10 protein-coding genes are annotated in these 13,489 nt (G+C 58.6%); all 10 read right to left on the bottom strand.

Annotated features, from left to right (window positions below; translation table 11 throughout):
- Positions 1 to 41 precede the first annotated feature (41 nt).
- The gene (gene cmoB, locus AC1UK9_RS22740; RefSeq protein ID WP_025109199.1) at positions 42 to 998 is read right to left on the bottom strand and encodes a tRNA 5-methoxyuridine(34)/uridine 5-oxyacetic acid(34) synthase CmoB; all 957 of its coding nucleotides are present in this window, start codon (positions 996 to 998) and stop codon (positions 42 to 44) included.
- Complete coding sequence (gene cmoA / locus AC1UK9_RS22735; protein ID WP_177327309.1) at positions 995 to 1,774, bottom strand: carboxy-S-adenosyl-L-methionine synthase CmoA; 780 nt, start codon at positions 1,772 to 1,774, stop codon at positions 995 to 997. Before cmoA ends, cmoB begins: the two co-directional genes overlap by 4 nt.
- A gap of 115 nt (positions 1,775 to 1,889) precedes the next feature.
- A complete protein-coding gene (locus AC1UK9_RS22730) occupies positions 1,890 to 2,387 on the bottom strand; it encodes a hypothetical protein (protein ID WP_473013490.1) in 498 nt (165 codons plus the stop codon).
- Between the two features lie 145 nt (positions 2,388 to 2,532).
- Positions 2,533 to 3,165: a lysoplasmalogenase gene (locus tag AC1UK9_RS22725; RefSeq protein WP_473013489.1), complete on the bottom strand. Its 633-nt coding sequence runs from the start codon at positions 3,163 to 3,165 to the stop codon at positions 2,533 to 2,535.
- 2 nt (positions 3,166 to 3,167) lie between these two features.
- Complete coding sequence (locus AC1UK9_RS22720; protein WP_482578551.1) at positions 3,168 to 3,560, bottom strand: protease inhibitor I42 family protein; 393 nt, start codon at positions 3,558 to 3,560, stop codon at positions 3,168 to 3,170.
- Positions 3,561 to 3,997: 437 nt separating this feature from the next.
- Positions 3,998 to 4,984 carry a hypothetical protein gene (locus AC1UK9_RS22715; protein ID WP_482578550.1) on the bottom strand — a complete coding sequence of 329 codons (987 nt, stop codon included), beginning with the start codon at positions 4,982 to 4,984 and terminating at the stop codon, positions 3,998 to 4,000.
- 164 nt (positions 4,985 to 5,148) lie between these two features.
- On the bottom strand, positions 5,149 to 7,566 hold the full coding sequence (lon, locus tag AC1UK9_RS22710) for an endopeptidase La (protein WP_025109193.1): 2,418 nt from the start codon (positions 7,564 to 7,566) through the stop codon (positions 5,149 to 5,151).
- Between the two features lie 820 nt (positions 7,567 to 8,386).
- The gene (locus AC1UK9_RS22705) at positions 8,387 to 8,761 is read right to left on the bottom strand and encodes a DUF6124 family protein (RefSeq protein ID WP_482578549.1); all 375 of its coding nucleotides are present in this window, start codon (positions 8,759 to 8,761) and stop codon (positions 8,387 to 8,389) included.
- A gap of 508 nt (positions 8,762 to 9,269) precedes the next feature.
- Positions 9,270 to 11,681 carry a glucose/quinate/shikimate family membrane-bound PQQ-dependent dehydrogenase gene (locus AC1UK9_RS22700; protein ID WP_482578548.1) on the bottom strand — a complete coding sequence of 804 codons (2,412 nt, stop codon included), beginning with the start codon at positions 11,679 to 11,681 and terminating at the stop codon, positions 9,270 to 9,272.
- 217 nt (positions 11,682 to 11,898) lie between these two features.
- Positions 11,899 to 13,260: a carbohydrate porin gene (locus AC1UK9_RS22695; protein WP_025112433.1), complete on the bottom strand. Its 1,362-nt coding sequence runs from the start codon at positions 13,258 to 13,260 to the stop codon at positions 11,899 to 11,901.
- Positions 13,261 to 13,489 lie beyond the last annotated feature (229 nt).

Genomic DNA, 13,489 nt, shown 5'->3' with positions numbered 1-13,489 from the left:
CCCGCTCCCACAGGGGGATCTCCTTTTAAGGGGAGGTCGGGTTATTTCTTGGCGACGATCACCGCGCGCATCGGCGCCGGCAAGCCTTCGATGGTCTTGCTGTGATCTTGCGGATCAAGAAAGTCGCTCAACGACTGATACTTCATCCACTCGGTGCCGCGCTGTTCTTCAACCGTCGTGGTGCTGACGTCTACGCAGCGAATGTCGGTGAAGCCCGCTCGGCGCAGCCACAACTCCAGCGCTGGAACCGAGGGCAGGAACCACACGTTGCGCATCTGCGCGTAGCGGTCTTCCGGCACCAGCACCTGGTGCTTGTCGCCTTCAACCACCAACGTTTCCAGCACCAGTTCGCCACCCTTGACCAGGCAATCCTTGAGCGCCAGCAAATGCTCGATCGGCGAGCGGCGGTGGTAGAACACGCCCATGGAAAACACCGTGTCGAAACCTTCGAGGTTCGGCGGCAGGTCTTCGAACGGGAACGGCAGATGCCAGGCGTTTGGCTCGGACAGGTAACGCTGCACCGCCTGGAACTGGCAGAAGAACAGCCAATTCGGATCGACGCCGATCACGCTATCAGCACCGGCGCCCAGCATACGCCACATGTAATAGCCGTTGCCGCAGCCGACGTCGAGGATGCGCTTGCCCTTCAGATCAAGGTGTGGAGACACCCGCGACCACTTCCAGTCCGAGCGCCATTCGGTGTCGACGTGCACGCCGAACAGGTCGAACGGGCCTTTGCGCCACGGTGACAGCCCCATCAGCGCGGTGCGCATTTGGGTGCGGGTTTCGTCGTCGCACTCGGTGTCGAGTTTCAGGCCATTGAGCAGATCGACTTCGCTCGGCTGGATCTTCGGCAGCGCGTCCAGCGCACTTTGCCAGCGCTCCAGATCGCCGTGGCCCTTCTCCATTTTCTTGTCGAGTTGCACTTGCAGGGTATTGGCCCAGTCGGCCAGCGGGGTACCGGCCAGACGGCGGGCGAGGGGGGACAGATCAATCATGGCAAGGCAATCAACGAGGCAAAGTTAAGACACTGGAACCACGGCACGACTTTCGAGAACCCGGCGGCCAGCAGGCGTTCGCGGTGTTCTTCGAGGCTGTCGGGCTTCATGACGTTTTCGATGGCGCTGCGCTTCTGGGCAATTTCCAGTTCGCTGTAGCCGTTGGCGCGTTTGAACGCGACGTGCAGATCGGTGAGCAGCGCGTGCTCTTCGGCATCGTTGAAGCGCAGCTTCTCCGACAGGATCAATGCGCCGCCGGGCAGCAATGACTGGCGGATACGCGACAGCAGTGCGGTGCGCTGCTCCGGAGCGATGAATTGCAGAGTGAAGTTCAGTGCCACCACCGAGGCTGGTTTGAAGTCGAGCGCGAGGATGTCGCCTTCGATCACATCGACCGGCAGCAACTCCTGAAACATCGAGTCCTGACCATTGAGGTATTCGCGGCAGCGCTCGACCATCGCTGCGGAGTTATCCACCGCGATCACCCGACAACCGTCGGTGCGCACGTGGCGACGCAGGGCCTGAGTCACTGCGCCGAGCGAAGCGCCAAGGTCATACAGCACGCTGTTCGGCTGAGCGAATTGCGCCGCTAGCACACCGAGGTTTTCGACAATGGTCGGGTAACCCGGCACCGAGCGCTTGATCATGTCCGGGAACACCCGCACCACGTCCTCGTTGAAGGCGAAGTCAGGCACCTGGGCCATCGGCTGGGCGAAAATGCGATCGGGTTCTTTGCTCACGGCGGTTCCGGCGGTGTCGGTGGAAAAGGCCGGCATTTTAGCCAAAAGGGCGCGGAGATGCTTGGGTTGTCTGATAAAGCGTGAAACAGCTGAGGAAAAATCAATGGACAAGCGCAAGGACGAGGCTTGGCCATTGATTATTTGACGTTGATTAATCGGAATCGATTAACACAGTGTAGTCGGATGTGCCCTTGATATTTAGTTCCCGATTACGTTTGTCCACGCCCTTGAAGTTGAAGTTGAGTTTGTATTTTAATTGTTCGGAATCTACGGCTGCGCTTTCAATAGTAATGGAGCCGCTTTTTGCATCATAGTTACGAGACTTGACATCACCCGGGCGGGTGCCGGTTTCAAAGTAGTAGGCGTTAAGGAAAGGGAAGTTCGGATCGGTCACAGTATAGGTGCCGGGTTTAATGTTTTTGTTGAATACCAGCACCAGACCTTTTTTACATCCGCGTGAGTAGTCTGAAGCGTTCGCACGAGTGACCAATGCAATAATGTCGCTACCGCAAGGGTCGGGTTCGTACGCAACAATCTGGCTCTCGAATTTTACTCGACCAGAGATTGTGGCAATTGTCTCAGCGCTAACAGTGATGTAAGAATCTACAGCGTTGGCAGAAATTGCATTATTGCTTTTGAAGAAGGTCATGAAGGTCTTCCTTGTATTGTCAGAATGGTTGTTGAAGCCATCTGCATACTAGTAAGGCCGGTTAAGGTTAACTACTGTCATTTCTGACAGTCTCTTATAATCTTTCGTTATGGTCGCAGACTTTTACGTTGTGAGTTTGGCAACTTTACTTGTTTTTGTTGAATGCCGAGGCGGTAATGCCCCACTGCCCGAGCCAGTAACTGAGGATGATCGCGTACGGCGCGGCATGGAATGGCGCCACAAAGCGGTCGATGCCAATGACACTGTCCGAGAACACGAATGCCACCGCGCCACCCGCTGCCAGCAACGCTGAACGCTGAGGCACGTTGCTGCCAAGGCGAGCGAGGGCGCGCCAGAGCATGGCGCTGATTGCGCTGCCATAGACGATCACCGGCACCAGCAACGGCCCCAGCCCACCGGATATCAGAATGCCCAGCAGAACGCCCCCGAGGCCGAGGGCAAGCACCAGCGGCAAGAGCGCCAGACGCTTGCAGTCGCTGAGATACGCCTTGAGATACGCCAGGTGCGCGAGCAGAAACGCGCCGAGGCCAAATACAAACAGATCCCCCGGCCACGCCAGCAACACATCGCCGAGCACAGAGAAAATCAGACCGAGGCTGATCCAGCGGCGATAGTCGCTGGGCGGCGCATCATGCAGCCAGCCAAGCAGCGCCAACACCGGTAACGGTTTGACCAACAGGCACAGCAGCGCCGCATGGGTGCTCACACCGTAGAGAAACGTCACCGCGCCCATCAGCGCCAGAATCAGCCAGCCCACGATCAGTTCACCGAGATGGCGCAGTCGAAGGTTTCCGCTGGCGTGACTTCAGGCTCCCATGGCTGTTGCGAAGTCAGGCGCAAACGGCCGGTTCCGGTGGCGAATGCCCGGAAGCGCCACGTGGAAAAGCCGCCCGCGCCAACCATGCCGGAATCTTTCGGGCTGCTGTAAACCTCGGGGCTCAGCGCACGCAGTACGCCACCGGCCGAATCCTGAATAGCCCAGCGATAACCGGTGGTAGGGTTGCTCGGAAGCATGACGATCAGGTTTTGCCCGTTGGTCAGTCGCACGGGGCATTCGCTCTGTTTTTCCACAGTCACGTTCTGTTTGGGCTGCGTGGCGCAGGCGGCCAGCAGAGAGAGGGCGAGGGGGACAAGCAGGCGAGTGGGGGACATAAGGTCAGCGGCTCCGACGTTGGCGACGAACGGCGAGCATAACTGAAGATGAGACAAAGTGTGACAGATGCGGCGCTACCCATCTCGGCTGAGTGTTCTGATACCTCGGGCTCCATTGGGGGGCTTGAAGTATTCAAGGTCCAGTAGCGTAGCCACCAGAGTTGTTAGCTCCGATGGTGTATGTTCCAGTAACGATTCTCGCGTCCATGCCAAAAAACTTCGCATGTTGGTAGTGCTAGCGCCATTTGCAGAGAAACTGATGTCCAGACGTTCGGAACACTGTAGTTTTAGATTGGAAAGTTTGTTGATGGAAAAAGTACCCGTTTTCAATACTGAAGTTGATGGTTCCGTTCATGACGGTTTCCATAGGCCTGCTCCTGGTATTAGCTATTCTTGAGGGCGCTGTATTGTTTGGCTGCTGAGTCGGAAGCGCTTTTTTATTCGTTCGTCAAATAAATTTTGAAATTGGATTCGATGATGAGCATAGATCCGCTGCTTGTCTGGATCTTGATGTTGAAATCGTTTGATGAGTAGCAGAGTCCGTCGCTCGAGATCTTTAAGTCGAGGGTTGCTTCGAGTGCGGTAGTTGAAATTAATTGGTGATTTTTAGTTATGTCCGAGTAACGTATTTCTGCATACTGGACGTCAAGGATACTGCCGGGAACATCCTGTTTGAATGTATGAGTGCCGGACGAAATATCTTTTTTCAACTTGAGCAGGAATTCGCGTCGATCACTGGCATAACGGGGTTGTAAGGCGGTGTCGCCTGCAATGGCACGGAATGAAAGATAGTCGTCATCTTCGAGTGCATGATTTTGAATTGATCGGGATGTATAAGGCGCCCTTGAATCCTGCCCATTTATATTCAGGAATCTGGCATTGAACTCGCCAGTTATGTTTTGAAGTCTGGCAGCCAGTGCGTTGATGTTGGGGAGCAGGGTATCCAGTGTGACATCACCCTGTGCGACGATGAGATTGCCAGCCAACACCTGGGTTTCTGCGTTACCTTGAACGGCTTTGACGGAAATGCTGAAAGTATTTATTTTGTAAATGCGCTGTCCGGTGCCTGAGTCCTCAACCGCGATAGTCAATGAGCCATTGATGCCTTCGGAGCTTAAACTCTGATATGTGTCGTCGTCTGTTTTTAATTGCTCAAGATAATGGGCGCCGATAAAGTTGCCAAGTCTGTCTAGTGGGTAGGTTCCTGACGTGATTTTATTTGAAAGTGTAATTGAGAACGTTTGTCTTTGAGTGTTAGTGATTGTATTGAGAGAAAAAGTGAACGTTGTGTTTGTCTTGTCTCTGCTAGCGTAAGTTTCAAGTTGCGATGATGTGATTTCGACTTGCCTTTCTGTCTTTAATTGAAGGGTTCCTTCAATGCGCTGGAGGTCACGAACTGCGGAGCTGTCGGTGTTGGCTGTCATGGCGATCTTCTTCCGTGTGAGAGGGGCACGGAAAATAGTGATCGCCAGGGTCGGACTTGGCTACTGTCATATATGACAGGTTTTTATATTGATTATGTTGGATAACATGTGTTTTATGGCGGATTGGCGCTAACAGCTCATGACTGAGAGCGCCATACCTCCAATCAGAACAACACCTTCGCTACATCCGCAAACTTCTTGGCAAAATGCACGGTGATGCCGTCCTTCAGGTAGTCAGGCAACTCCTCGAAATTGCCACGGTTCGGCTCCGGCAGAATCAACTCGAAGATCTTCTGCCGGCGCGCCGCAATCACTTTCTCACGTACCCCGCCAATCGGCAGTACATGCCCGGTCAGGGTCAGTTCGCCAGTCATTGCCACGCCCTTTTTCGGCGGCTGGTTGCGGGCGAGCGATAGCAGGGCGCTGGCCATGGTCACGCCGGCGCTCGGGCCGTCTTTCGGGGTCGCGCCCTCCGGCACGTGCAGGTGAACGAAGGCTTCGTCGAAGAACTTCGGATCACCGCCGAACGCCTTCAAGTGCGAGCTGACGTAGCTGTAGGCGATCTCGGCTGACTCTTTCATCACATCGCCCAGTTGCCCGGTGAGTTTGAACCCACGGTTGAGTGTATGAATCCGCGTGGCTTCGATCGGCAGGGTCGCGCCGCCCATGCTGGTCCAGGCCAGACCGGTGATGACGCCGGTACCGGACAGCACTTGCTCATTGCGAAACACCGGATGGCCCAGCGAGGCTTCCAGATCTTTCGGCCCGAGCTTGATCACCGCTTTCGGGTCTTCGATCAGTTTCATCACCGCTTTGCGCACCAGTTTGCCCATTTGCTTTTCGAGCTGGCGCACACCGGCTTCACGGGCGTAACCGTCAATCAAGGCCTTGAGCGCGCTGTCACTGATGCTCAGGCTGCCCTTGGACACGCCGGCCTTTTCCAACAGTTTCGGCCACAGGTGGCGCTTGGCGATGGCGACTTTTTCTTCGGTGATGTAGCCCGACAGGCGAATCACTTCCATCCGGTCCAGCAACGGGCCGGGAATCGAATCCAGGGTGTTGGCGGTGCACACGAACAGGACTTTTGACAGGTCCATGCGCAGGTCGAGGTAGTGGTCGAGGAATTCGACGTTCTGTTCCGGGTCGAGGGTTTCCAGCAGCGCCGAGGCCGGGTCGCCCTGGTAGCTCTGGCCCATCTTGTCGATCTCGTCGAGCATGATCACCGGGTTCATCACTTCGACGTCTTTCAACGCCTGCACCAGTTTGCCCGGCTGTGCGCCGATGTAGGTGCGACGGTGGCCCTTGATCTCGGCTTCGTCGCGCATGCCGCCGAGGCTGAAGCGATAGAACGGCCGGCCGAGCGATTCGGCGATGGATTTGCCGACGCTGGTTTTACCCACGCCCGGCGGGCCGACCAGCAGCACGATGGAGCCGCTGATTTCGCCTTTGTAGGCACCGACTGCAAGGAACTCGAGGATGCGGTCCTTGATGTCGTCCAGACCCGCGTGGTGTTTGTCGAGCACCTTGCGCGCGTGTTTGAGGTCGAGTTTGTCCTCGCCATACACGCCCCACGGCACTGAAGTCGCCCAGTCGAGGTAGTTGCGGGTGACCGCGTACTCCGGCGAGCCGGTTTCGAGGATCGACAGCTTGTTCATTTCCTCTTCGAGGCGTTTTTGCACTTGCGCCGGCAGGACTTTGCCTTCGAGGCGCTGTTCGAACTGTTCAAGGTCGGCGCTGCGGTCGTCCTTGGTCAGGCCGAGTTCCTGCTGGATGACCTTGAGTTGTTCCTTGAGGAAGAACTCGCGCTGATGCTCGCCGATCTTGCGGTTCACTTCAGCGGAGATTTCTTTTTGCAGGCGCGCGACTTCGACTTCCTTGCGCAGCATCGGCAGGACTTTTTCCATGCGCTTGAGCATCGGCACGCAGTCCAGCACTTCCTGCAGCTCGGGGCCGGTGGCGGAGGTCAGGGCGGCGGCAAAGTCGGTCAGCGGTGACGGGTCGTTGGGGCTGAAGCGGTTGAGGTAGTTTTTCAGTTCTTCGCTGTACAGCGGGTTGAGCGGCAGCAGTTCCTTGATCGCGTTGATCAGCGCCATACCGTAGGCCTTGACCTCGTCGGTCGGCTCGGTGGGCTGGTGCGGGTATTCGACTTCCACCAGGTACGGCGGGCGGTGGTGCTTGAGCCAGGTCTTGATGCGCACACGGCTCAGGCCCTGGGCGACAAACTGCAGTTTGCCGTTTTCGCGGCTGGCGTGGTGAACCTTGACCAGCGTGCCGTATTCGGGGAGGGCGCCGGTGTTGAAGTGGCGTGGATCTTCCTGGGGCGTGTCCATGAAGAACAGGGCCAGGGAGTGGTGGTCGGATTTGCTGACCAGATCGAGGGTTTCGGCCCAGGGTTCTTCGTTGACGATGACTGGCAGCACTTGGGCCGGGAAGAACGGGCGGTTGTGGATCGGGATGACGTAGACCTTGTCCGGCAGGTTCTGGCCGGGCAGGGCCAGGCCCTTGCCGGAGGAGGTGTGTTCGATGTGTTCGGCTTCGGTGTAGTCGTCTGGGTTGTCCGGGAATTCTTGCTGGTCGCTCATGGGGCACCTGCGCAATGGGGTATGGGTCTTAGATGGGGCGGGGGGTGGGTGGTTTCAATGGGGGTGGATGTTTCTGCTTGTGTGTTCAGGGTTTTGACAGGGTTTCTTTGGACTTGGCGGCCTCTGGGCCGACCATGTTCTTTTGGGGTTGGGGGGGTATATCCGTTGCTTCGGGTGGTGCGGCTGGCGGTTCCGCTCTTACAGCGGGTCACTTTTTCAGACGCCAAAAAGTAACCAAAAGGCTGGACCCCGGCGTTCGGCCCTCGCTTAGGCTCGGGTTCCTTCGTTGCGGGGTTCATCCGGGGGCATCGTCTACGGTTTGCTTCGCTGCACCTCCTCTCGATGTGTTTGGCTGCGCCAAACGGTCGCTGCGCTCCCACCCCCGGATAAACCCCTCCACTCAGCCTGCCGAAGGGGCCTTGCAGATCAAGATCAAGAGCTGCAGCCGAGCTTGCGCTCATCCTGTTGAGTGGGGCGGCTTTGCCGCGTGCGGTGCACACAAATCTAAACTGCAGACTTTCGCCTGCTCGCGATGGCGGCCTACGAGCCGACCAATTCCCACCTGAACACACCCAAATCCAATTATGGGAGCTGGCCTGCCAGCGATGGCGGCCTGACAGCCGACCAATCCCCACCTGAACACACCCAACTCAATTGTGGGAGCTGGCTTGCCAGCGAAGGCGGCCTGACAGCCGACCAATCCTCAACTGAACACACCCAATCCAATTGTGGGAGCGAGCCTGCTCGCGAAAGCGGTGTGTCAGTCACCGCAAGTGTTGGATGTGCTGACGCCTTCGCGAGCATGCCCTCCCACAAGGGTTCAGCTGTGTGCCGGGGTTCGGGTCCCTTCGACGTTATCCAACACCCGATTCACCGCCAGCTCGGCCAGCATGATGATCTGCTGTATCGCCAGAATCGTCTGTCGTTGCGGGCTGTCCACATAGGCCGCAATGTCGCTGGTCATGATGCTCGCCGAGGCCAGTGATTCGCAGGCGTGGACTAGCAGGCTTTCGTTGTCCATGCCCGGGGCGACCTGGAACATGGTGCTGGGTTTGTGGAATTTGAGGGTCGTGGCGGAGGGTTTCAGGTAGTGGTCGAGGGCGCGTTCGGCGGCGTCGTGGAGCCTTCTCGAATCGAGGGATTCGTAGGGAGATGTCCCATCGGTTTCAGGGGGATTGGGTGTTGGTTTGATCATGGTGAATACTCAGTTTTGTGAAGTGGAGCTACCTTCGATTGCCGCGACGCAATCTGGGGTGGCAGCTGTACGCGGGTTCGCGGACCGATAACTGAGAAATCGGCATACCCTCTACGAAGGTATCCCGCGCACAGCCGCCATGAAACAACCAACAGGCACCGGCAGGTGCTGTCAGGCTGGCGATTATGCATCAGTTATCAGGCCGCGACGCCCAGCCGCTGAATTTCCAGCGACCTTCAGAGCCTATCCACCCAATTTCCGAGGCACAACCGACGCGACCTGTCGGAAAACTCCCGCGCATAACGCGCTTCTGTAGGACGAACATCGTCCATTGTGGGAGCGGGCTTGCTCGCGAAGGCGGTGTGTCAGTCGGCAAATCAATTGACTGATACACCGCCTTCGCGAGCAAGCCCGCTCCCACAGGTTTTTCAGCGAATTCAGAGCAGTTGTATGCAAAAAAGGCGATGCCCCTCACGAGACATCGCCTTTCTATTACCGCCGCTAAAGCTTATTCCGGCAGTTTGTACGCAATCACATAGTCACCCATTTTGGTGCCCAGCGAGCCGTGACCGCCGACGACGAGCAGGACGTATTGCTTGCCGTCTTTGCCGGTGTAGGTCATTGGCGTGGCTTGGCCGCCTGCAGGCAGACGCGATTTCCACAGTTCTTTACCGGTGTTCACGTCGTAGGCGCGCAGGTACTGGTCGAGGGTGCCGCTGAGGAAGCCGACGCCGCCGGCGGTGACCATCGAGCCACCCATGCTTGGTACGCCCAGGGTGAAGCCGATCGGAATTGGCGAGCTGTCGCGGCTGGTGCCGTTCTTGCGTTTCCACACGACTTTGCCGGTGGTCAGGTCGATACCGGCGACGTAGCCCCAGGCCGGGGCCTGGCACGGTACGCCGAATGGCGACATGAACGGGTGCATGGTCACGGCGTATGGCGCGCCGGTGTTTGGCTGGATACCGGCAGTTTCGCTTTCGCGCTTGCTGTCGGCGGCCACTTCGGCGCGCGGGATCATCTTCGAGACGAAGGCCATGTAGTTCGGGCTGGTGAACAGCATCTGGCGAACCGGGTCGACCGATACGCCACCCCAGTTGAATACACCGACGTTACCCGGGTAGATCAGGCTGCCTTGTTCCGACGGAGGCGTGTACTGGCCTTCGTAGCGCAGTTCCTTGAACTGGATGCGGCACAGCATCTGGTCGAACGGGCTGGCACCCCACATGGCTTTTTCGGTCAGTTCCGGAGCCAGCAGGTTGAGGTCCGAACGGGCCTGGGTCGGTGCGGTGTGGTCGCCTTTCACGGCGCCTTGCGGTACCGGGATTTCGCGGATCGGAATGATCGGCGTGCCGTCACGACGGTCGAGGACGTACAGGCTGCCCTGTTTGGTCGGAGCGATCAGCGCAGGTTTCACGCCGTCGGCGGTTTTCATGTCGAGCAGGGTTGGCTGGCTGCCAACGTCCATGTCCCACAGGTCGTGGTGGGTGAACTGGTAGTTCCAGCGCACTTTACCGGTGGCCAGGTCGAGGGCGACGATGCCGGCGCTGAATTTCTCGGCGCCTGGGGTGCGGTCAGCGCCCCACTGGTCTGGGGTCTGGTTGCCCAGTGGCAGGAAGACCATGCCGAGTTTTTCGTCGACGCTGGCCAGCGACCACATGTTGGCCGAGTTGCGGCTGTAGATTTCGCCCGGGGCCAATGGCTCGGTGGCGTCCGGCTTGTCGCTGTCCCAGTTCCACACCAGGTGACCGTCGCGCACGTCGAAGGCGCGGATCACGCCTGATGGCTCGTTGGTCGACTCGTTGTCGGTAACGTGACCGCCCATGATCACCAGATCACGGGTAATCGCCGCTGGCGAGGTGGAGTAGTAACCACCGGCGGTGAACGGGCCGATGCCTTGGGTCAGGTCAACCACGCCGTTTTTGCCGAAGCCTTCGCAGATCTTGCCGGTGTCGGCGTTCAGTGCAATCAGGCGTGCATCAGCGGTTGGCAGGTACAGGCGACGCGGGCAGGCCTGGGCAACGGCTTTGCCGGCTTCGGAGATAACGGCCGACGCGGCGTTTTCAGATTTGGCGTAAGCGGCTTCGTCGTAGTACGACACGCCACGGCAAGTCATGTGGGCGAAGCCCTTGAAGCCCACCGGGCTCTTGATCTGCGGGTCGAAGCGCCACAGTTCCTTGCCGGTGTCCGGGTCCAGCGCCAGCACTTTGCTGTGCGCGGTGCAGGCATAGATCATGCCGTTGGCTTTGAGCGGGGTGTTTTCGTTGGTCAGCTCGACCGGGTCATCGGCGGTCGGCAGGTCGCCGGTCTGGATGCGCCAGGCTTCTTGCAGCTTGCCGACGTTGGCCGGGGTGATCTGCTTGAGCGGCGAGTAACGGTCACCGAATTCGCTGCGGCCGTAGGCCTGCCAGTCGCCATCGGGCATGGCTGGCGCGGTGCTGGTCATGTCCGCGGTGTCGCGGCCCAGTTCGCCGAACGTTTCGCCCGGGTGGGTGAACAGGCTGGCCAACGCGGTGATGCCGGCCAGAACCACGGCCACACTCAGACCACCAGTGCCCATCGGCGCCGGGCCTGCGAGCAGCAATGGACGACGGAACCACGGCAGCAACATCACGATGCCGAGAACGAACCACAGGGCCAGACGTGGCACCAGTTGCCACCAGTCCAGACCGACTTCCCACAAGGCCCAGACCGTGCTGGCGAACAGCACGATGGCGTACAGGCCCAGCGCTGCACGACGACGCAGCAGCAACAGAATGCCGGTCAGCGCAATGCCGATACCGGCCAGCAGGTAGTACAGCGAGCCGCCGAGCATGCTCAGCTTGACTCCCCCGGCCAACATGGCCAGGCCCATCAGTAGAAGCAGTATGCCGAGCAGGCTCGGTAGCAGACGGCCCCGACTCGAAGCACTTTCGGTGCTCATAGTGTGATTCTCCGTGACGTTTCAAGTAGTCCCGCGCAGTAGTCACTGTAGATGACGATTGGGCGCAGGCATGGTTCAGATAAAACTTGTGTAGCTAACGAAATTCTTTTGTGGGAGCGGGCTTGCTCGCGAAAGCGGTGTGTCAGAAGGCTGATGTGTTGACTGACACGACGCCTTCGCGAGCAAGCCCGCTCCCACAGTGGGTATTTGCCAGCTCTTAGAACGACGACTGGATCTTGATCCCCGCAATCAGGGCATCGTCGACGTCGTTCACGCCACCGGGATGGCGGATGTATTGCAGGTTCGGGCGCACGGTCAGCCAGTTGGCGAGGTGCACGCCGTAATACAATTCGGCGCTGTATTCGGTGTCCTGCGGCGGCAGGAACGACGGATCGTCATAGTCGTAGACGGCGTTGGCCTGATTGCTCGCCTCGGCGTTCTTGCGAAAGGCCGGATTGACGTGAACGCGGGCCAGGGCGAAACCGATGTCGTCCTTGGCGCGGGCATCGAACGGGCCTTTGTAGACGACGCCGGCCTGCACGTAGTTGTCGATCGCGTTGGTTTTCTTGTCGTGCATCGTGGCGTTGGCGAACACGCTCAAGCCGCGCGAGTGGTCGCTGGCGATGCTGGTGACTTGCTGCTGGGCACCGAACCACACGCCGTGCTTGCTCGACGCGCTGCGGTAGGCTTCGCCGCTCAGTGCAGCAGGCTGGCCGTTCTGGTCTTTATAGACGTCAGATGCCTTGGCGCTGCTGTAGTAGTAGCCGGCGCGGTATTCGCCCGGCAGACCATTGAGTTTCGGCGTCCACACCAGTTCGACTGGCAACACGGCGCCCTGGGTGCCGCTGCCGCTGAGTTTGAAGCCGTTGCCGCGATCGAGGTTCGACGGGTTTTGCTCGTAAGCGCCGACCTGGGCGTACAGCTCTGGTGTCAGGTGATATTTGACCCGCAGCGCCCACTGGCTGACCGGCCAGTTGTACCAGATGCCGCCGACCCAGTTGCCGACTTGCGAGCCGCAGAACGCCAGGTTCTGGAAGTCGCACGGGAAGCTGTTGAAGTCTTCGCCTTCACCGAAACGACCGACCTTGATGTCGAGCTTCTGGTCGAAGAATTTCTGCTGATACCACATCTGCGTCAGGCGCGTGGTCTGGCCACGGCCCCAGACTTCCTGCGCGGAGGTGAAGCCGCCGACGCGCGGATCGTTGATCCGGTCGTTGCTGATGTTGTTGCCGCTGCGCTTGGTGACGGTCAGTTGAAACTCGGCGTCGTCCCAGCCGAGGATCTTTTGCAGGTCCAGGTGCGTGCCCAGACCGAACTGGTCGCTGTAGCGCGCGGTGCGGTCGTGGTCGTAGCCGCCGTGCAGGTTGCTGCCCATTTCGCCGGTGTAATCGAGTTTGAAGTCGTAGCCTTTTTCCGAGAGTTCGGTACGGGTGCCGTTCCAGTCACCGAGCATCCACGGTGAGTCGCTGTCGAAGGCGGGGGCCGCCTGGGCGTAGGTGGCGAAGCCGAGCGCGGTGCAGCCGCCGAGCAGGCGCAGGGCTGAGATAGCGCTGTCTCGGGAGAAGGAAAAATCAGGCATGGATCAGTCTTTTTTTGATGTTTTCTGGGGGTAAACCGAGCGCTTCAATTTGCCGCAGGCAGTGAAGCGATTCAGCTGAAGGGCGGCAGGATAATGATCTGTAACAAAAAGACAAAGGGCTTTTGCAGACATGCAGCGTTTCGCATTCGGTAACAGTGCGTCAAACGGGCGCATTGTGGGCAGGTTCGCAGGCTGCGATCTTCTCGGGTTGGCCTACATTTGATGCAAG

The organism is Pseudomonas sp. AK-TSAG1-1 (assembly GCF_056821665.1).
Note: the sequence above shows the minus strand (reverse complement) of the source record. Positions and strands in the feature narration are given on the sequence as shown.